An 18596-nucleotide genomic window follows, 5' to 3' on the forward strand; every position below is an offset into this window, starting at 1 on the left:
GTGTGTATCCTAATAAATTGTGATGAAGAACAGCGGATCTGCTGAGTGAGGAATGATGTACTGGGTTAGAAAAGGTATAATTGGCGGATCTCCCATACCTTATACAGAAGATGATCTAGATGAATGGAAAAGAGAAGGAGTAAAAAGAATTCTTATCTTACCAGAAGAATGGGAAATAGAAGAAGCTTGGGGTTCAATGGATTATTATTTCTCTCTCTTAAGAGAGAAAGGATTTGAATTTTTACACGAACCAATACCAGATGGTTATGCACCAACTTTCGATCAGTTCCTTAGAATTTATGAATGGCTAAAGAAAGGTTATGCAAATCTTGTTCATTGTGTTGGTGGTATTGGAAGAACTGGAACAATTATAGCAGGGTATTTAATGCTCGAGGAAGATTTAGATAGTGGAGAAGCAATTGAAGAAGTAAGAAATTATAGGCCGGGGGCTGTACAAACTTATGAGCAACAATTATTTCTCTTACAACTTGAAAAGATGAAGGAGAAATGGAGGACTATATTATAGATTTTCTTATAAAATTTCAAGAGTTAATAGCAAAAAATGTGAAAATCCAGCATCTTGGAATAGAAAATGTTAAAAGAATTTGTGGAACAGATATTGCTTATAAGGGAAATATTGGTTATGCTGTTGCTGTAAAAGAAGAAGAAGGAAAAATTGAATATAATCTCGTAAAAGGGGATGTCTTTTTTCCTTATATACCAACATTTCTTTTCATGAGAGAAGCTCCATTGATGATAAAAGCTGTGGAAAAATATGAGTGTGATTTAATTTTAGTAGATGGACATGGCTTAACACATCCTAGAAAGAGCGGGATAGCTACGGTCATTGGTGTTTTATTAGATAAACCAACTATAGGTGTGGCTAAATCTAGGTTAACTGGAGATCTAGTAGTAGAAAATAATATAACTTATGTTATTCTTCATGGTGAAAAGTTAGGTGTAAAAGTAGGAAAGTATTTTTTTAGTATAGGTAATAAGACGGATCTTTCTGACGTAATAGATTTAGCTAAGAAAGGATATCCTACAGTATTGAAACTCGCGGATAAACTCTCAAAAGATTTGAAGAAAAAAGAATAATAAACATGTGTTCGTATTATAAATTATGAAAGTTGAACTACCTCCAATTCCAGAGGAAAAAGAAGTTTTACTTTCTCCTTCTGACACAGCATTACTTATTGTAGATATGCAAAATGATTTCGTAAGAAAGGAAGGTAAATTATATGTTCCTAATGCTGAGACTACAATACCAGCAATAAGGAATCTAATAGATAAGGCAAGAAGTGCAAATGCTCTAATAATATATACTCAAGATTGGCACATGAAAGATGATCCAGAATTTAAAATTTGGGGAGAACATGCACTAGCTGGTACCTGGGGAGCTGAAATAATAGAAGAACTTAAACCAGAAAAAGACGATTTTGTAATAAAGAAATATCGTTATGATGCTTTCTTTGAGACACCCTTAGACTATATTTTAAGGGTTAAAGGAATTAGGAATGTAATAGTAACTGGTACAGTAGCGAATATTTGTGTTTTACATACTGCTGGAAGTGCTGCATTAAGATGGTATAATGTAGTCATGGTAAAAGACGGGATTTCAGCAATAACGGAATTCGACTACTATGCAACACTAAGACAAGTAGATTTTCTATATAAAGGAAAAATTACTGACTCGTCTGGAGTAAAATTTATTACTAGAATGTAGGTTTATTGGTTATGGATTATTACGCTATAGTGCATAATGATTTTGATGGTACTGCATCTGCTGCCGTATATGCTAGAGCTGTAAATGAACTTCCTAAAAAAGTATTTTTTACTGAACCTACTAAGATTCATAACTTTTTGAGTAAGTTGGAATTAAGAGGAGTAAATAACATAATGATAGCAGACATTGGTATTAATGCCTCAACGTTTGATAGTATACTTCAAAGCTTAAAGAGGCTAATTTCACAAGGAGCAAAAATTCAATGGTTTGATCATCATGTCTGGAAAGAAGAATGGAAGAAAACGCTTTCAGATATTGGTGTAGAAGTTTATCATGATACTTCTACTTGTGGTGCTGGAGTTATTGTAAAATATTTAAATCCTAACGATGAGTTTTCTAAGAAATTAGCTAGCGCAGATTGTTCTGTAGATATTTGGTTACATAATGACCCTATGGGAGAGAAACTAAGAAGAGTTGTTGAATCTAACAGAGATTATGGTTGGAAGGAATATCTTATAAAAAAGTTTTATCAAGGAATATTATGGGATGAAGAGTTTGAGAAAATTCTCGCAGATCAAATAGATAAAGAATTAAAAGGATATGAAAAATTACCAAAATATATTAGAGTTCTTAATATAAATGGAAAGAATGTTGTTGTCGCTATAAGATGGAAAGGTCCGCCAGATATAAGTTATGCATCACAGTTCTTAATGAATAGATATAACGCTGTAGTATTTGCTTCTATTAATGGTAAGGCTATATCATTTAGGAGTAATTTGATTGAGGTAAGAAAATATGCAGAAAAGTTAGGTGGTGGTGGACATCCTTTAGCTGCTGGTGCTGGGTTAAAAGCTCCGTTTTGGAGGTTCTTGCTTCATAAATTAGGTTATAGAAAACCTTTGTTAGATTGGGTGAGTAATATTGTAATTAATGTAATTAATGAGATAGGCTATGTACCTTATCAAAGAAAAGACATAAGGGTATAAACATCGATACTCGTCTTCTTAATATATAAACTCATCTATTAACTTTCATTTAAAAATAATTTAAAAACATGAAATGATACTAACTTATAGTGATTCTAAATGGTCAAACTATACTCTAAGTTCCCAGATGTACAAGTATTAACAACAAAAGGTCCAATTGATTTCTACAAAGATATATTTGGAAAAGGAAAATGGTTATTCCTATTCGCTCATCCAGCAGACTTTACACCAGTATGTACAACAGAATTTGTAGCATTCTCGCAAAAGTACGAGGAATTCAAGAAACTTGGCGTAGAACTTGTTGGACTAAGTGTTGATAGTATTTACTCTCATATACAATGGTTAATGGATATTGAACAGAGATATGGCGTAAAAGTACCATTCCCAGTAATAGCAGATCCTGACAAGAAATTAGCAAGAATGTTAGATGCATTAGATGAGGCCTCCGGTCAAACCATAAGAATTGTTGTTCTAGCATCACCGGATGGAATAATCAGATTTGTTGCTCAATATCCAATGGAGTTTGGAAGAAATATTGACGAATTGTTAAGAATAACTAAAGCTGCAATAGTTAACTATAAAGCAAAAGTAGTACTTCCTGCAAATTGGCAACCTGGTCAAGATGTTATAGTACCGCCACCAGCCATATTTGATGAAGCAGAAATGAGAATCAAATTACCAAATGCAAAAGCATGGTACTTATTATTCAAGAAATATGAAGAACTTCCACCAGATCAGAAAGTTTGAATTAATACAATTTTTTTATTAGCTGGTAAAGCTACATTATAAACTCTCACGTTTCTGACTACGCTAAATGTTATTTTTGCATAATGCGCATGGCCATGTATTGCGATATGTGGTAAGCATTCTGCTTCTTCAATAATTCTATCACCTAACTGTGGATAAGCACTCTTTCTTTCCCCAACCACAGTAGAAAAACTTGAGGCATAATGAGTTAATAATATTTTTAGATCTCCCTCTTCACACAACATTTTAAAAATTTTCTCCTTCCTTTTTCTATAGAATTCTTCATCAAATCCGTTAAGTTTTTGCCATTTAGTTGGTTCCTCTAATACACCTTCACTTCCTACTATAGTTACTTTTTTTCCATTGATATCCAATTTAGTAACTTCATCTTCAAGCCATATAATCTTATCAAAATATTTCCTATAATATTCCCTTTTTTCTGTGAAATCTTCATTACCAAATACTGCAACGGTAGTATACTTTTTCAAGACATCATATATAGGATAGAAATGATTATATTCACCTTCATTAACTAGATCACCAGCTAGGAGGAATAAGTCTATTTTTACATTTCTGATATTATTATATGCCATAAAGAATTGCGTAAGATATTTTGGTGAATGAATATCTGACGTAGAAGCTATAAGCATAATTTAAATTATTCTTTCTGCATAAGAAATTTAATTGTGAAATTAGAAGGAATAGCAGATTTACCGTTACATACTGGTCATGTTCCTCCATGGTTAGCTCAAATTATGAAAAGATTAAGTAAAGCCATTATAGATATTATGGTCATTGAATGGGGACCAGAAAAAGTTGTAGAAAGGCTTTCTAACCCGTTATGGTTCCAAGGATTTAACAATATTATAGGAATGGATTGGGATTCTTCTGGTTCTACAACCGTAACTTTAGGAATACTAAAAGAAGTTATAAAACCTGAAGAGGAAGGAATAGCGTTTCTAGGAGGAAAAGGTAAAAATGCAATAAAAGTACCAGAAGAGCTATATATCCTTTCAAAAAAATTCGACTTAGATTATGAAAAACTTGTAAGAGCTAGTAGATTAGTAGCTAAAGTCGATAGTGTGCTAATACAAGATTCTCACACTCTTTATCATCATTCTTTTATGGTAACAACAACAGGTAAGTGGGGTATAATACAACAGGGTATGAATATAGAAACTAAATTTGCAAGAAGATATCATTGGAAGGAAACAGAAAATTTTGTAAGTGAACCTCATTCTGGTATAGCTGGTACTAAGCAGAACCTAGCAATAAACGTAGTTGAAAAAGATAAAGAAAATACAAGAAAATTAATAGTAGATCTAGTTAGAGAAAGACCTTCTAATATTGTTGGTCAAGTTAAAAGAGCCATGTCTATGCTTAAAGGTCAAACCACCTTAGATTCTTTCAATAAAGCGTTCAACATCATAATTTCTCCACAAGCTAAATTAATTTATATGAAACCTATAGATGTAAACAGAATACAGAACGTATTACAGCAATTATATGAATATAATCCCTCAAATTTAGAGGAAGTTTTACTTAATGGACTAGGTCCCTCTACAGCGAGGGCATTATATTTGGTTGCTGATTTAATATATAATGAGCCACCTTCTTACAAAGACCCGGTAAATTACCCCTATGATCCATTTAAATATACTTTTGCTAGTGGTGGTAAAGACGGAATTCCGTTTCCCGTAAATAGGAAAGTTGCATGGGAAGTTATTTATACGTTAGAAGATATTATAGAAAAAGCTAAGCTTGAAAGGAAAGATAAAGATTTTGCCTTAAATAAATTAAAAGAGATGGTAAAGTATGGAGATAAAGAAAGGTCTTGAGGACGTTTATGTTAAAGAGACAGAGATAACATATATTGATGGGGAACTAGGTAGGTTATATTATAGAGGTTACTCCATATATGACTTGGCTGAATTCTCTAATTTTGAAGAAGTAAGTTACCTAATATTATATGGTAAATTACCAAATAGAGAAGAATTAAACTGGTTCCAGGAAAAGCTAAGGGAAGAAAGATACTTACCAGATTTTATAATAAAATTTCTAAGAGAAGTGAGAAAAGATGCTCAACCAATGGATATACTAAGAACTGCAGTGAGCTTACTTGGTATTGAAGATTCAAAAAATGATGAACGAACTGATATAAGGGGCATAAAATTAATTTCAAAATTCCCTACTATTGTAGCTAATTATGCAAGATTAAGGAAAGGGTTGGATATAATTGAGCCAGATCCTAAACTTTCACACTCCGAGAATTTCTTGTACATGCTATATGGAGATAGACCAAATGAAATAAAATCAAAGGCTATGGATGTCACATTAATCTTACATATTGATCATGAAATGAACGCATCAACCTTTGCCTCATTAGTTGTAGCCTCTACTTTGTCAGATTTATATTCTTCTATAGTAGCTGGAATATCAGCATTGAAAGGTCCTTTACATGGAGGGGCAAACTATGAGGCATTAAAAATGTTTAAGGAAATTGGATCTCCCGAAAAAGTTAACGATTATATTCTAAATAGGCTTTCTAACAAACAAAGAATAATGGGATTTGGACATCGTGTTTATAAAACTTATGATCCAAGGGCAAGAATATTAAAACAGTATGCTAAACTATTAGCTGAGAAAGAAGGAGGAGAAATATATACTTTATATCAAATAGCTGAGAAAGTTGAAGAGATTGGAATAAAGTATTTAGGTCCTAAAGGTATATATCCTAATGTTGATTTCTTCTCCAGTATTGTTTTCTACTCTTTAGGTTTCGAGCCAGACTTCTTTCCAGCAGTTTTTGCTTCAGCCAGAGTAGTTGGCTGGGTTGCTCATATCATGGAGTATATAAAAGATAATAAGATAATTAGGCCTAAAGCATACTATAAAGGGGAAATAGGAAAGAAATATATTCCAATTGATAGTAGGTAATATTAAATTGATAAAAATTAGGATAAATAAAGAGGAAGAATTATTCAGTAAGTTAGTTAAGATGGGTGAAGATATTAAAACTGCTTGTGAAACATTAAAGCAACTATTTCTAGGTGCAATTTATAATAATGAAGATGCGGTTAGTAGTAATTTAGTAAAAATAAAGACTATAACTGAAAAAATAGCAATGGCTAGAGAAGAAATTTTAGAACTTTTATACGGTGGAGCGTTTTTACCCGATTTTAAGGAAGCCATGGTAATGTTAACTCAAGCATTATACCATACGAGTACATCTATAAAAGATTCAGCAAGATCTCTAGCATCAAGAAAGCCCTCAGAAAAATGCATTATCAGTATAAGGGAAAGTCTATTATCTTATCTTTCTCTCATTCAAGAAGCTTCAGAAAAAGTAATATTAATGCTTTCAACTCTTTCAAGAGATATGCAAGAAGCCCTGAAAGTAGGCAGGGAAATACAAATGTTGGAAAGAGCGGGAGATGATATGAAAGATACTCTAATAACAAAACTTTATGAATTAGAGAAAGAAATCGATTTAATAACAATTTTACAAATGCGTGATGTAATCTTCTTCCTTGACGATATATTAGATTCAATGGAGGATGCAACTTTAAGTGTAGAAATTCTATATGCAACGTTAAAGGCCTAAAATGCTTTTTAATACACCATAAGTAGCTAAGCTAACTATTATTGCTAGAATTGGGGATACTGTCCAACCCCTAGCTATTTGTAATAATTGCCTTTTTATATCAAAACCAAAGCTCCTAAAACTCAGACCTATAATTCCTCCCATTATAGTTTGAGTTATTGAAATGGGAACACCAAATATAGTAAAAATTTCTGAAATTATATCACTACCAATTAGTGCTGATGAAGCCCCTATATATCCAAGTCTTGTAACTCTAAAACCTACTGTAATGGCTGCTTTCTTAGAACTTAGGTAAAGACCAAGAACAGAAGCAATTGCATAAGTTAAAGCCGTAATATAATAAGGCTCTGCAATTACTCCAGCTGATATTATTATTCCGATTGCATTAGCACCAGTAACATATGAAGTAAATATTGATGCTAAAATTAAAGAATACTTATAATATTTTATTTGTTTTAAGAAATTTCTTCTATTTCCTATTACTTTTAAGAGAATAAAGTACATAGATAAGGAAGTCACAATAGCTATAGACGGTGAAACACCCCACGAGCCTACAGTAAACCAGAATTTTTCCCAATCAAAATCTATTACTCCTCTAGAGATTAAAACTAGAACAGCAATAGAAGGATAAATCATTTGGCTTAATGATGCCGGTATACCTAATTTATTTAAATAATAAAATGTAGTGGTTGAAGCTAAAAGTATAGAAGATAATAAAATTTCTAATATAATTATTTGATCAGATTTAACTATCCCATAAACGCTATTAAGCATTGTATAACTACCTAAAAAAGCACCTATAAATAAGGAAAGCGCATTAATAGTGTATGCATGTTTTCTTTTTAATACGTTTGTAGAGAGTAAAATTCCTAAAGCCACAGCAGAATTATTTCCTCCAACACTAAATGAAGCTAATAACCCTACAATAAAGATTAGTAATAACAAAGTATTCATATTTTCTTCTTTTCCTCATTCTCAATACTTTTTAGATACTGTATATACTCTATAATCGCATCTCTAATTAAATCACTTCTGTTAGAATAACCTAGCATTTTTGTCATTTCATCAATTTCTCTCAGAAAATCTTCTTCTAATTTAAATGAAATTGTCTTAACTTCTCCTAGGTCAATTTCAAATGTTGTTTCATTTACTTTTCTTATAGTAGCCATAAGTATCATAAACAAATTGTAAGGACATATAAAAAACCTTTTCTCATACGGACATCCACGATAGAACTTATATAATGCTATATAGAGTTACATTTTTCAAATAAGGACTATTAAGGGCAAAAATCCTTTTAAGACTTAATAAAAGAAAGATTATAGTTTTACAATGGAAACAATTTCTATTGACGATTTGCCGTTAGACATAAAAATTATAGATATTTTAAAAAGAAGAGGAATTAGAACTCTTAACCCACCACAATCTGAAGCAATAAAAAAAGGTTTACTAGATGGAAAAAGACTCTTAGTGACATCTCCTACTGCTTCTGGTAAAACTCTCATTGCAGAACTAGGCATGATTAATTATCTTCTATCAAAAGGCGGAAAAGCAATATATATTACTCCCCTTAGAGCATTAACTAATGAAAAATATAATACGTTTAAAGATTGGGAAACTCTTGGTATAAAAACTGGAATGACAAGTGGAGATTATGATACTGATGACGCATGGCTCGAAAATTATGATATAATAGTAACTACATATGAAAAATTAGATTCTTTATGGAGACATAAGGCTAAATGGCTTAACGAGGTTTCATATTTTGTTTTAGATGAGTTTCATTATTTAAACGATCCAGAAAGAGGTCCTACCGTTGAATCAGTTGCTATTAGAGCGAAGAAAAGAGGCATAGTATTAGGATTAAGTGCAACAATTAGTAATGGTAAAGAGATAGCTAACTGGTTAAATGCTGAACTAGTAGCTACTAATTGGAGACCAGTCCCGCTAAAAGAAGGAATAATATATCCAGAAAAGAAAGGATTTATAGTATTGTACAAGGATAATACCAGCAGGAAAGTATATGGGGATGATGCTATAATAGCTTACACACTAGATATAGTTTCAAAAGGAGGACAAGTTTTAGTGTTTCGTTCTTCGAGAAAGTTAACCGAAAATACAGCTAGAAAAATAGTTCAATATATGAATTTTGTAAAATTAGAGGATAAGAAATTACTGGAAATTGCTAGAAAAATTAAAGAAGTCGAAGATGCAGGGAGTAATGAGAAAGAGGACTTATATAACCTCGTATTAAGGGGTGTTGCTTATCATCATGCAGGTCTCTCTAAAGGACTTAGGGATATAATAGAATCTTCTTTTAGAGATAGAATATTGAAAGTGATAGTGGCAACACCTACATTAGCTGCTGGAGTTAATTTACCTGCTAGGGCAGTAGTTATAGGTGATATTTATAGATATAATAGAAAAGTTGTCGGATATATGGATTTAATCCCAGTTATGGATTATAAGCAAATGAGTGGCAGGGCTGGAAGACCAGGTTTTGATGAAAATGGAGAAGCTGTTGTAGTTGTTAGGAACAAAAGAGAGGCAGAAAAAGTATACGAAAGGTATTTAATGTCTGATGTGGAACCAGTTGAATCAAAATTAGGTTCAGAAAGTGCATTTTATTCCTTCCTTATTAGTATTATAGCATCTGAAGGTGAAAAAACCACAGAGGAACTAATGGACTATGTAAAGGAAACCTTACTTCCGAAAGAACTAGCTAAAAAATATTTTAGATCTGGGTTAGATTGGTTACTACAACATGATATCTTTGCTGAAATGAGTGATAAAATCACATTAACTAGATTTGGAAGAAGAATATCAGATCTATATATAAATCCTTTCACTGCAGTAACAATTAGAGAAGCTTTAGAAAAGAATGAAAAAGGATGCGAAATAGCATATCTTCACTTGTTAGCTTATACTCCAGATGGTCCTTCAATTGGAGTAAGTAGATCTGAGGAAGACGCTCTTATAGATGAGTTAAATTGTGAACTATTTGTTGATGAGCCCGAAGATGAATATGAATTTTCAAATTACATATCAGCATTAAAAGTAGCTTATATTGTTTATGATTGGATAAATGAAATAGATGAAGATACAATCCTAGGGAAGTATGGAATAGGATCAGGTGATTTAAGGGCTATAATAGATACAATGGATTGGTTAACTTATTCTGGTTATCATGTAGCCTCCGTCCTAGAATTAAAAGATCATAAGGATATCTTAGAAGAACTTCATGCTAGAGTTAAAGACGGAGTTAAACAAGAGCTGATTGAATTGGTAAAGATTCCTGGAATAGGAAGAGTAAGAGCCAGACTACTTTATCAACACGATATTAAGAAACCAGAAGATATTGTATTAAACCCAGAAAAGGTTAAGCAACTTTTAGGTCCTAACTTAGGTGAAAAAATTGTCAGAGAAGCTGCAAGAACTATTGCTTGAATATATATTATATCAGAAACAAGAATTCTCAGTTCCATGTGATAGCATTGAAAAAATAAGGAAATTATTTTTAGCCTTAGGTAGAAATGTAGTAGTGAAAGAGAAAAAAGGGGAAGAATGTGTTATAATGGTATATTACCATGTTTCTTAGGATACCTATATTCCCTCTTAGTCTTTAGCATTTCTAATCCAGCTGCAATTACTCTTCTAGTATCTTTTGGCTCAATTACATCATCAACTAGTCCCTTCTCAGCAGCCCAGTACGGATTTGCAAACAACTTTCTATATTCTGCTATTCTTTGCTTTAATACCTCATCTGGATTTGAGGCTTGTTGAATTTCTCTTCTATATAGAATTCTTACTGCACCTTCCGGTCCTGTTACGGCAATCTCGGCTGTTGGCCAAGCATATACTAAATCTGCTCCTAAACTCTTTATGCTCATTGCTATATGTGCTCCTCCATAAGATTTTCTAACAATTACTGTAATTTTAGGTACAGTCGCTTCAGCAAATGCATATAGCATCTTTGCGCCATGCCTTATTATGCCTTTATACTCTTGATCAGTCCCCGGTACATAGCCTGGAGTATCTACTAGGCTAATTAGGGGTATGTTGAACGCATCACAGAATCTAATAAATCTTGCTGCCTTGTCAGCAGCATCGATATCTATAGAACCACCAAATTCTTCTGGGTTATTAGCTACTATTCCAACAACATTACCCGCAATTCTTGCGAATCCTACTATTATGTTTTGTGCCCAATGTCTATGAACCTCAAGGAATTCACCATTATCTACAATCTTGTAAATTATTTCCCTCATGTTATAGGGTTTTGCCGCATCATTAGGAACTATTTGTTCTACTCCAGTTGCATCTCTATCTGCTGGATCTCCAGTATCAATATAAGGAGGTTCTTCCATGTTATTTGATGGTAAATATGATAATAGTCTTTTAGTTAAATTAATTGCTTCTTGTTCACTATCAACCATGAAATGTACTACACCGGACTTTGTTGCATGAACGATAGCTCCACCTAGATCTTGGAAAGATACTTCTTCTCCTAAAACTACTTTAGTAATTTCTGGTCCCGTTACAAACATATAGTACGCGTCTCCTTTAATCATAATTATGAAATCCGTTAGTGCTGGCGAATAAACCGCACCACCTGCTGCTGGTCCAGCCATAATAGTTATTTGTGGAATCACACCAGAAGCCATTACATTCATTTTGAATACAGCACCATATCCTTCTAACGATAATGCACCTTCTTGTATTCTTGCACCACCAGAATCATTAATACCTACAACTGGTGCTCCTACTTTTAGAGCTAATTCATAAGCTTTAACAATCTTATTTGCATGTGTCTCTCCTAAGCTTCCTCCTAATACTGTAAAATCTTGGGCATACGCAAAAACTGTTCTACCGTCAACTTTACCCCAACCAGTAACAACACCATCTCCATAGAATCTCTGCTTATCTAGACCGAATTCCGTAGCTCTGGTAGTTGCAAAAGTCATAATTTCATTAAATTTACCATCGTCAAATAAAAGTGCTAATCTCTCTCTAGCTGTAAGCTTACCTTTACTGTGCTGGAATTGTATTCTTTCATCTCCTCCTCCCTTATATGCTTTTTCTTTTAATTGTCTTAATTCTTCAATTAATTTTTCAACCGGAGGTTTTTCATACATAGACATATTTTATCACCATACCTTTTATAATAAAGAAAGAAAAAATATCATTTAATAATAAGTAATAAATCACCTTTCTTTACACCTTGACCGGGTTTTACCATAATTTTTTGTACTACTCCGCCTACTGGAGCTGAGATTATAGTTTCGCTTTTCATTGCTTCAATAGACAACAATGGCTGTCCTTTATTTACTGCATCGCCTTCTTTTACTCTTATCTGAACAATTCTTCCTTGCATTGGTGATAAAATTTCACCCTCTTTCCCTCTTATCAAATCTTCAATAGACTTACCTTGTTCTATTGGTGTTTCTGTTATTTTGTCTACCTTAAAGATTGTTTCGTCATCAATTATAATAAAACCATTATCTACATATACTCTATGAACTTCCCCATTAATCTTAAAGAGTAGTTCTCCTTCTCTCCAGCCAGGTCCAATATATTCTATTTCAAACTTATTATCCTCAAAATTAATTACATCTTTATTATTTTGTTGATCGTAAGTCATTACGTAATTATCTCCTAATTCTGAGGATACCCTAAGTAACTTCATTACCACATCACCCTATAAGAGGATTGTTGCATTAAACCATATGTTTTCCAATTTGACCTCTTTGTCTGGCTTTGTGTTTGAACTGAAGTACTTGTTGTTGTTATTTTCTTTAATAACCCTCTTTGATATAATGTTGCAGCTAAAGCCGCTTTCATCTGCTCTTTTGTTTTTAAGAATTTTAAGAATTGTTCCCTCTTCTCAGCTATATATGCAGTTGAGAATTTACCTTTCTGGAAATCTTCCTCTTGGGATATCCATTTATATAACTCAATTGTAGTTCTAACTCCGCCTATTTTGTAATCATTTAAAGCTCTTATTCCAGCTTGTATTGCATAAGCCCTATTTTCGCCATATACAATCAGTTTTGAAATCAATGAGTCATAAAATGGTGGTACATAGCTACCTAAAGTAACACCACTATCTACTCTTACGCCAGGACCAGTTGGTTCCTTATAGTATGTGATAAATCCTGAGCTACCAGTAAAGTCATTTAACGGATCTTCAGCATTGATTCTATATTCGATTGCGTGCCCTCTTACTCTTTTATTCAATTCTTCTTGGGTAAAAGGTAAATGTTCACCTGCAGCGATATTTATTTGAAGTTTTACTAAGTCAATTCTAAATATCATTTCAGTAATTGGGTGTTCAACTTGAAGTCTTTTATTTAATTCAAGGAAATAGAATTCTCTCGTAGTATCTGAGAAAACTGTTTCAAATGTTCCTAATGTGTAATAATGAATAATTTGACCGAACTTGATAATGGGTTCAAACATTCTTTCTCGTTCTTCCATTTTTAGAGCTGGTGAGGGAGCTTCTTCAATTAATTTCTGATTTCTTCTTTGAATTGTACACTCTCTTTCCCATGCTACTACATAGTTGCCATATCTATCTCCTATTAGCTGAAACTCAATATGTCTAGGATTAACTGCGGCTTTTTCAATATATAAATCAGCTTTCCCAAAGGCTTGATAAGCTAACCTTTTATTCCTTTCCCAAACTTCAACTAATTGGTCTGGATTATCAACCCTAGTTATTCCAGTACCTCCACCACCGAATGCTGCTTTTACCATTATTGGGTAGCCAATTTTTTCAGCTAATTTTAGAGCCTCATCTAAACTATCAACTGGACCGTCAGAACCCGGTGAAATAGGTACTCCAGCTTGTTTTGCAATTCTTTTACCGTCTAGCTTACTTTTAATAGCTCTCATAGCATCTACTGGTGGTCCAATCCATGTTAATCCAGCCTTTACAACAGCTTCAGCAAAATCTGCGTTTTCAGATAAGAAGCCGTAACCTGGATGAACTGCATCAGCATGAGCTTTTTCTGCTGCATCAATAATGGCTTGAATATTTAAGTAGCTTTCTAATGCTGGTGGAGGGCCTATATAATAAGCCTCATCTGCATATTTTACGTGTAATGCATATTTATCAGCTTCTGAATACACAGCAACAGCTTTCATGCCCATTTCTTTAATTGCTTTCATCACTCTTACTGCAATTTCTCCTCTATTTGCAACAAGAACCTTTCCAAAGGGTGGCATTTTTTACCCTACTTATAATAGAGTATTTATGGTTTAAAAAGTTTTAATCTTTCAATTTTAATCATACAGATTATAAAAAGAATGCAATTATAAAAAAGAAAAAGAATTCAGTGCTCGCGCATTTCATCACACTCAGTTCCCGGATTCCACATCATGCGAGATAAATTCCCTCTTCTGCAATATATTTCTTTCTCGCCAAATCCATTAATTTTCTAGTAAATAAAATTGAATAAACCGCTACTATTATACCAAAAATCAGAGAGACCCATGATGCTAAAACAATGTTTCCTTCATTTGTAGCTACATCAATTAATTTCATCATTCCCGTATGAACCTCTAGATTGTAATTCTGTATTATGTCTGGCCAATATTCTCCTATTGCTAATCCTCCCCAAGCACTGTTTATAGTACTAGATAACCCCGCAATGATATAAGGAAATGTCCCCGGTATAATTACATATCTAAGTTTTTGCCAGAATTTGAAATCATAGTTTTTCATTATCTCCCAATATTGTTGTGGAAGGTTCTTAACACCTATCCAAAAACTATAAAATACATAGTAAAAAGTAGATATAAAACCAAGAAACAAGACATAAAATTCGTTAGTAAATGGTCCAAAAACTGAATGTATAAATGGTAGTGTAACTAAAAGGAAAAGCGGATAATATGCTGGGGCTGGAATAGCTGAATATGCTTGAATAATCGGAATCACAATTTTTTCAGTTCTCTCGTGAAAAGCAAGATAGTAACCAACGAATATCGCAAAAACGAAAGAAAGCAAAGCAATGATTCCAACTCTTATATAATCAAATAATATAGCTATTAAATCAGACGGTAATGTGGAAATTAAGTAACCCCAGGTTGAAAGAGGTACAGAAATAATTGTTGATATCGCACCATATAAGATAAGACCCAAAAGCATGACTCCTACTATAATTCCACTTATCTTCCAGAAATATTTATGTTCTTTTTCCTCTTCTTCTTCAATATTAGATCTTAGTTTTATAGGTGTTGGGAAAACTTTTGCTAATTTAGCTGGATAAGATAGAGCACTAACTAATCTTGTAGAGTAACCAAAATGAATTCTTCCTCTTTTTCTAATAGAGATTTCAGTATCTAAACCATATCTTTCTACACTATATTTTGAAAATTCTCTGAGTAGTAAAGTAATTGCTATAGTAAATATAGCCAAAACTGCTATTCCATATAATGCGTCCGTATATTCTCCTTCGCTTACTAAATTAGCTATAACAGTTCCAATACCAAACACTTGATAAGTATGTGTTCCTACAGCGAACACTTCGCTAACAGTTATATAAAATAAGGCGTCAGCGAAACTTGGAATTAAATTTGCTGCAATTCTGGGTATAGAAAATGGAATATATAACTTATTCATAGTTCCCCAAAATTTAAGTCTGTAATTTTCAGAAACCTCCAATAGATCTTCTGGCACGGTTTTGAATGCTTGATACTCACCCATCCAAATATTCCAGGTAACAGCAGTAAAAACAAGAAATAAGACAGCAAATTCTACTCCTAAACTTCCACCTATATCATATATAAAGAATATTAAAACTATAGGAAAGAAACTAAATACTGGAACAGATTCAAAAACTTCGATTAAACTAATATAAATATTTTCAAATATTTTATTTTTTATACTAGCGTATGCTAAAAACCACCCAGAAAATATAGAGAATAATATAGTAACCCAAACCCTTCCAATAGTTACTAAAGAAGCCAAAATGAAAGTAATTAAAAGTGGAATATTCATATAACTCATGCCTCCGTTGCCTTATTATTTCTTTTCTTTATTGGAGTGAGAGCTTTATATAACTCGTCCAGATACTGTGCAAATTTAGGATCTCTTGGGTCCCTAGGCCTTTCTAGTTCGATCTTTATCTCACCTACTACTGTAGCAGGACTTCCATTTAAAACATAAATCCTATCTGATAATTCTACTACCTCATTAAGATTATGAGAAACTAGCACAGCTGCGCGCAGATTAGTTTCTGGAGAGAATATCATTTGATAAATTTCCTGTCGTAATCCTTCGGCTGTTAACTCATCTAAGTGAGAAAAGGGTTCGTCCATGAGTAGTACTATAGGTTCTGCAGCCAATGCTCTAGCAATGGCTATTCTTTGTCTCATTCCTCCACTTAACTGTTTAGGATATAAATTCTCGAAACCAGATAACCCTACTACTTCAAGCATTTTTCTAGCAATTTTATCTTCCTCCTCTTTAGGCAATTTCCTATATTTTAAACCTAACTTAACATTCTCAAGTGCTGTCATCCAAGGAAAAGTAGCTATAGACTGATGTACCAAGGCAATTTTAGGGGTAGGTTTTGTAATCTTTTTTCCCAATAGTCTAACTTCACCTTCTCTTGGTTGTATGAAACCTCCTAATATTCTTAACAGAGTAGACTTTCCGATCCCAGAAGGACCTACAATTGCTATTAGTTCTTTATTATATGCTGTAATATTTACTCCTTTAAACACAAAGTTATCATCGATATAAGCATAAGCTAAATTAATTCCTTCTAAGATTCTTCCATTTAACCACCATCTGTTAGTTTTTTGATATATTTATAAATTTTTTCTTTACCTATAATTCTGAGACAATGCAGTAATATACTAAATTTATCATTAGGATAATTTAACTCTGTTCAAGTAAATTATCTTAGTAATATATATAAATCCACATATTTTGAAAAATCGAAAACAAAGTTTATAAGTATGTAAAGCAGAATTTTAAATGATAAAAATGGCTCTTGGCTCAGTATATGACGCAGCAATTATAATAGTGGTTGCTATAATACTAATCTTTGGAGCCTCAAAGCTACCAGAAATTTTTAGATCACTAGGAAGAGCCACTGGAGAGTTTAAAAAAGGAAAACTTGAAGCCGAAATGGAGTTAGCTCAGTTACAACAAGTGCAACAACAGCAACAGACACAACAACAAAAAGATCTTCAGAGTAAGATTGATGAGTTACAAAAACAATTAGAGGAGCTAAAGAAGCAGCAATCACAGAATAAGTAAATATTTTTTCTTCTTTTAGGGTGATAGGAATGCTTGGAAGTTTAGATGATTTTTTAATTGTTTTATTGGTTGGAATATTATTATTTGCAGGTGATAAAAATTCTGTTAATTCTATAAAAAATTTAATGAAGGGTTATAATGAATTTAAGAAAAGACGAGACGAGTTAATGGCTGAATTAAGGAGAGAATTAAATGAAGTAACTGAGGAGACTGCTACTCCTGTTAGAGAGATTTCTAATAAATTTAGGTCAGGAATACAAGAAATAAATAGCAATTATTCTGAGGTTAAAAATACTTTTCAAGATATGCGGGTTAAATTGCTTGAAGAAAGAATTAAAGAATTAGAGGAAGAAATACAAAAATTAAAGAATCAAACTAAAAGTGATACTAAATGAGTATACAAAAACCGAGTACAGATAAAGAGGCTCCTCTGATTGAGCATTTAAAAGAATTAGGGCTTAGAATTAGAAACATGTTAATCTACCTCGCAATCTTCTTCTTTATATATTTTGCGTTTGGAATTTCCACTATTAAAGTAGGTTCATTTACTTTACCTATTCTATATCCTTCAATTTATGATAGTATTGCAATTCAATTTACAAACGCATTTCTAGATAGAGAAAAACCATCCGGTTTACATTTAATTACCCTAAATCCTTTTGACCCATTATACTCTTCTATGTATGTTTCTCTTCTTTTAGCCATTATATCTGCATTTCCTTTAATATTTAGGGAGTTTTGGGCATTTGTTGCCCCAGGTTTATATGAGCACGAAAAGAGAACAATCAGAAAAGTATTGTTACCGGCTACATCTCTATTTATAGCTGGAGCATCATTTGCATATTTTATTATTATTCCTTTTATGATGTTATTCGTCTATAAACTAGATCTGAGTTTAGGCGTAGAACCTACATTAAGTTTAAGAGCTTATGTTAGTACGATTGTAACACTTATGATAGCAGTAGGGGCTTCCTTTGAATTCCCCCTAGTTATGACATCACTTACTCAACTTGGACTTGTTAAAGCACAAACTTGGAGACAAAATTGGAGATGGGGTGTATTAGTCTCATTCATAATTGCATGGATAGTTTCACCTGGTACTACTGGTGGTCTGATAGAAACAACTATTGCAGTTACTCTATCCAGTTTATATTTTATTGGAGTTATAGTTTCGTCAATTATCGAAAAGAGAAATACTAAAAACAAAAACCAATTACTAGTCAAATAACAAAAGTCGAACATATTTTAAAATAATATTTATTT

The 18596-nt window shown here is 32.7% G+C and carries 21 protein-coding genes; 13 read left to right on the top strand and 8 right to left on the bottom strand.

Going from position 1 to position 18596, the window contains the following annotated elements; all coding sequences use genetic code 11:
- The first annotated feature begins 55 nt into the window (after positions 1 to 55).
- The 5 genes from D1869_RS02725 (at position 56) to D1869_RS02745 (ending at position 3459) form a co-directional block, all read left to right on the top strand.
- Positions 56 to 526 (top strand): protein-tyrosine phosphatase family protein, encoded by a 471-nt coding sequence (locus D1869_RS02725; protein ID WP_156013806.1) that lies wholly within the window; start codon positions 56 to 58, stop codon positions 524 to 526.
- Entirely contained in the window at positions 508 to 1098 is a 591-nt protein-coding gene (locus D1869_RS02730) for an endonuclease V (RefSeq protein WP_156013807.1), read from the top strand. The genes D1869_RS02725 and D1869_RS02730 overlap by 19 nt, the downstream gene beginning before the upstream one ends.
- 25 nt (positions 1099 to 1123) lie before the next feature.
- Positions 1124 to 1726: a cysteine hydrolase family protein gene (locus D1869_RS02735; protein ID WP_156013808.1), complete on the top strand. Its 603-nt coding sequence runs from the start codon at positions 1124 to 1126 to the stop codon at positions 1724 to 1726.
- A gap of 11 nt (positions 1727 to 1737) precedes the next feature.
- Complete coding sequence (locus D1869_RS02740) at positions 1738 to 2712, top strand: DHH family phosphoesterase (protein WP_156013809.1); 975 nt, start codon at positions 1738 to 1740, stop codon at positions 2710 to 2712.
- 99 nt (positions 2713 to 2811) lie between these two features.
- The gene (locus D1869_RS02745; protein WP_010978562.1) at positions 2812 to 3459 is read left to right on the top strand and encodes a peroxiredoxin; all 648 of its coding nucleotides are present in this window, start codon (positions 2812 to 2814) and stop codon (positions 3457 to 3459) included.
- On the opposite strand, the gene D1869_RS02750 is transcribed toward D1869_RS02745, so the two are convergent.
- On the bottom strand, positions 3447 to 4109 hold the full coding sequence (locus D1869_RS02750; protein WP_156013810.1) for a metallophosphoesterase family protein: 663 nt from the start codon (positions 4107 to 4109) through the stop codon (positions 3447 to 3449). The genes D1869_RS02745 and D1869_RS02750 overlap by 13 nt on opposite strands.
- A gap of 36 nt (positions 4110 to 4145) precedes the next feature.
- Here D1869_RS02750 and D1869_RS02755 point away from each other — a divergent pair, with 36 nt between their 5' ends.
- From D1869_RS02755 to D1869_RS02765, 3 genes are read left to right on the top strand one after another with little or no spacing between them, the layout of a single operon-like run.
- Complete coding sequence (locus D1869_RS02755) at positions 4146 to 5297, top strand: DUF763 domain-containing protein (RefSeq protein ID WP_156013811.1); 1152 nt, start codon at positions 4146 to 4148, stop codon at positions 5295 to 5297.
- Positions 5275 to 6396: a citrate synthase/methylcitrate synthase gene (locus D1869_RS02760; RefSeq protein WP_156013812.1), complete on the top strand. Its 1122-nt coding sequence runs from the start codon at positions 5275 to 5277 to the stop codon at positions 6394 to 6396. Before D1869_RS02755 ends, D1869_RS02760 begins: the two co-directional genes overlap by 23 nt.
- Before the next feature lie 7 nt (positions 6397 to 6403).
- Complete coding sequence (locus D1869_RS02765; RefSeq protein WP_052846896.1) at positions 6404 to 7063, top strand: DUF47 domain-containing protein; 660 nt, start codon at positions 6404 to 6406, stop codon at positions 7061 to 7063.
- On the opposite strand, the gene D1869_RS02770 is transcribed toward D1869_RS02765, so the two are convergent.
- Positions 7052 to 8017, bottom strand: coding sequence for an inorganic phosphate transporter (locus tag D1869_RS02770; RefSeq protein WP_156013813.1), 966 nt, complete (start codon positions 8015 to 8017; stop codon positions 7052 to 7054). The genes D1869_RS02765 and D1869_RS02770 overlap by 12 nt on opposite strands.
- The gene (locus D1869_RS02775; RefSeq protein ID WP_010978568.1) at positions 8014 to 8241 is read right to left on the bottom strand and encodes a ribbon-helix-helix domain-containing protein; all 228 of its coding nucleotides are present in this window, start codon (positions 8239 to 8241) and stop codon (positions 8014 to 8016) included. Before D1869_RS02775 ends, D1869_RS02770 begins: the two co-directional genes overlap by 4 nt.
- A gap of 154 nt (positions 8242 to 8395) precedes the next feature.
- On the opposite strand from D1869_RS02775, the gene hel308 reads away from it, so the two are divergent.
- Both hel308 and D1869_RS02785 read left to right on the top strand, forming a co-directional pair.
- Positions 8396 to 10510 carry an ATP-dependent DNA helicase Hel308 gene (gene hel308 / locus D1869_RS02780; RefSeq protein WP_156013814.1) on the top strand — a complete coding sequence of 705 codons (2115 nt, stop codon included), beginning with the start codon at positions 8396 to 8398 and terminating at the stop codon, positions 10508 to 10510.
- Positions 10479 to 10661: a hypothetical protein gene (locus D1869_RS02785; protein ID WP_156013815.1), complete on the top strand. Its 183-nt coding sequence runs from the start codon at positions 10479 to 10481 to the stop codon at positions 10659 to 10661. Before hel308 ends, D1869_RS02785 begins: the two co-directional genes overlap by 32 nt.
- Here the strand turns inward: D1869_RS02785 and D1869_RS02790 are convergent.
- From D1869_RS02790 to D1869_RS02810, 5 genes are all read right to left on the bottom strand, one after another.
- Complete coding sequence (locus tag D1869_RS02790; RefSeq protein WP_156013816.1) at positions 10633 to 12204, bottom strand: acyl-CoA carboxylase subunit beta; 1572 nt, start codon at positions 12202 to 12204, stop codon at positions 10633 to 10635. The genes D1869_RS02785 and D1869_RS02790 overlap by 29 nt on opposite strands.
- A 41-nt stretch (positions 12205 to 12245) precedes the next feature.
- Positions 12246 to 12749: a biotin/lipoyl-containing protein gene (locus D1869_RS02795; RefSeq protein WP_156013817.1), complete on the bottom strand. Its 504-nt coding sequence runs from the start codon at positions 12747 to 12749 to the stop codon at positions 12246 to 12248.
- The gene (locus D1869_RS02800) at positions 12749 to 14290 is read right to left on the bottom strand and encodes an acetyl-CoA carboxylase biotin carboxylase subunit (protein ID WP_156013818.1); all 1542 of its coding nucleotides are present in this window, start codon (positions 14288 to 14290) and stop codon (positions 12749 to 12751) included. The genes D1869_RS02795 and D1869_RS02800 overlap by 1 nt, the downstream gene beginning before the upstream one ends.
- Before the next feature lie 151 nt (positions 14291 to 14441).
- Entirely contained in the window at positions 14442 to 16064 is a 1623-nt protein-coding gene (locus D1869_RS02805; protein WP_156013819.1) for an ABC transporter permease subunit, read from the bottom strand.
- Between the two features lie 5 nt (positions 16065 to 16069).
- Complete coding sequence (locus D1869_RS02810) at positions 16070 to 16792, bottom strand: ABC transporter ATP-binding protein (protein ID WP_184650946.1); 723 nt, start codon at positions 16790 to 16792, stop codon at positions 16070 to 16072.
- Between the two features lie 256 nt (positions 16793 to 17048).
- On the opposite strand from D1869_RS02810, the gene tatA reads away from it, so the two are divergent.
- Genes tatA through tatC form a run of 3 tightly spaced genes read left to right on the top strand, consistent with a single transcriptional unit; the run spans position 17049 to position 18561 of the window.
- On the top strand, positions 17049 to 17333 hold the full coding sequence (tatA, locus tag D1869_RS02815) for a twin-arginine translocase TatA/TatE family subunit (protein ID WP_156013820.1): 285 nt from the start codon (positions 17049 to 17051) through the stop codon (positions 17331 to 17333).
- 29 nt (positions 17334 to 17362) lie between these two features.
- The gene (locus tag D1869_RS02820; protein WP_156013821.1) at positions 17363 to 17728 is read left to right on the top strand and encodes a hypothetical protein; all 366 of its coding nucleotides are present in this window, start codon (positions 17363 to 17365) and stop codon (positions 17726 to 17728) included.
- Entirely contained in the window at positions 17725 to 18561 is an 837-nt protein-coding gene (tatC, locus tag D1869_RS02825) for a twin-arginine translocase subunit TatC (protein WP_010978579.1), read from the top strand. Before D1869_RS02820 ends, tatC begins: the two co-directional genes overlap by 4 nt.
- Positions 18562 to 18596: the final 35 nt, after the last annotated feature.

It is taken from the genome of Sulfurisphaera ohwakuensis, assembly GCF_009729055.1.
Taxonomy (GTDB): Archaea; Thermoproteota; Thermoprotei_A; order Sulfolobales; family Sulfolobaceae; genus Sulfurisphaera; species Sulfurisphaera ohwakuensis.

Bases quoted from the DNA above. Each gene is read 5' to 3' on its own strand.
- D1869_RS02725 (WP_156013806.1), top strand. From the start codon at position 56: ATGTACTGGGTTAGAAAAGGTATAATTGGCGGATCTCCCATACCTTAT.
- D1869_RS02730 (WP_156013807.1), top strand. From the start codon at position 508: ATGGAGGACTATATTATAGATTTTCTTATAAAATTTCAAGAGTTAATA.
- D1869_RS02735 (WP_156013808.1), top strand. From the start codon at position 1,124: ATGAAAGTTGAACTACCTCCAATTCCAGAGGAAAAAGAAGTTTTACTT.
- D1869_RS02740 (WP_156013809.1), top strand. From the start codon at position 1,738: ATGGATTATTACGCTATAGTGCATAATGATTTTGATGGTACTGCATCT.
- D1869_RS02745 (WP_010978562.1), top strand. From the start codon at position 2,812: ATGGTCAAACTATACTCTAAGTTCCCAGATGTACAAGTATTAACAACA.
- D1869_RS02750 (WP_156013810.1), bottom strand. From the start codon at position 4,109: ATGCTTATAGCTTCTACGTCAGATATTCATTCACCAAAATATCTTACG.
- D1869_RS02760 (WP_156013812.1), top strand. From the start codon at position 5,275: ATGGAGATAAAGAAAGGTCTTGAGGACGTTTATGTTAAAGAGACAGAG.
- D1869_RS02770 (WP_156013813.1), bottom strand. From the start codon at position 8,017: ATGAATACTTTGTTATTACTAATCTTTATTGTAGGGTTATTAGCTTCA.
- D1869_RS02775 (WP_010978568.1), bottom strand. From the start codon at position 8,241: ATGATACTTATGGCTACTATAAGAAAAGTAAATGAAACAACATTTGAA.
- hel308 (WP_156013814.1), top strand. From the start codon at position 8,396: ATGGAAACAATTTCTATTGACGATTTGCCGTTAGACATAAAAATTATA.
- D1869_RS02790 (WP_156013816.1), bottom strand. From the start codon at position 12,204: ATGTCTATGTATGAAAAACCTCCGGTTGAAAAATTAATTGAAGAATTA.
- D1869_RS02795 (WP_156013817.1), bottom strand. From the start codon at position 12,749: ATGAAGTTACTTAGGGTATCCTCAGAATTAGGAGATAATTACGTAATG.
- D1869_RS02800 (WP_156013818.1), bottom strand. From the start codon at position 14,290: ATGCCACCCTTTGGAAAGGTTCTTGTTGCAAATAGAGGAGAAATTGCA.
- D1869_RS02805 (WP_156013819.1), bottom strand. From the start codon at position 16,064: ATGAATATTCCACTTTTAATTACTTTCATTTTGGCTTCTTTAGTAACT.
- tatA (WP_156013820.1), top strand. From the start codon at position 17,049: ATGATAAAAATGGCTCTTGGCTCAGTATATGACGCAGCAATTATAATA.
- D1869_RS02820 (WP_156013821.1), top strand. From the start codon at position 17,363: ATGCTTGGAAGTTTAGATGATTTTTTAATTGTTTTATTGGTTGGAATA.
- tatC (WP_010978579.1), top strand. From the start codon at position 17,725: ATGAGTATACAAAAACCGAGTACAGATAAAGAGGCTCCTCTGATTGAG.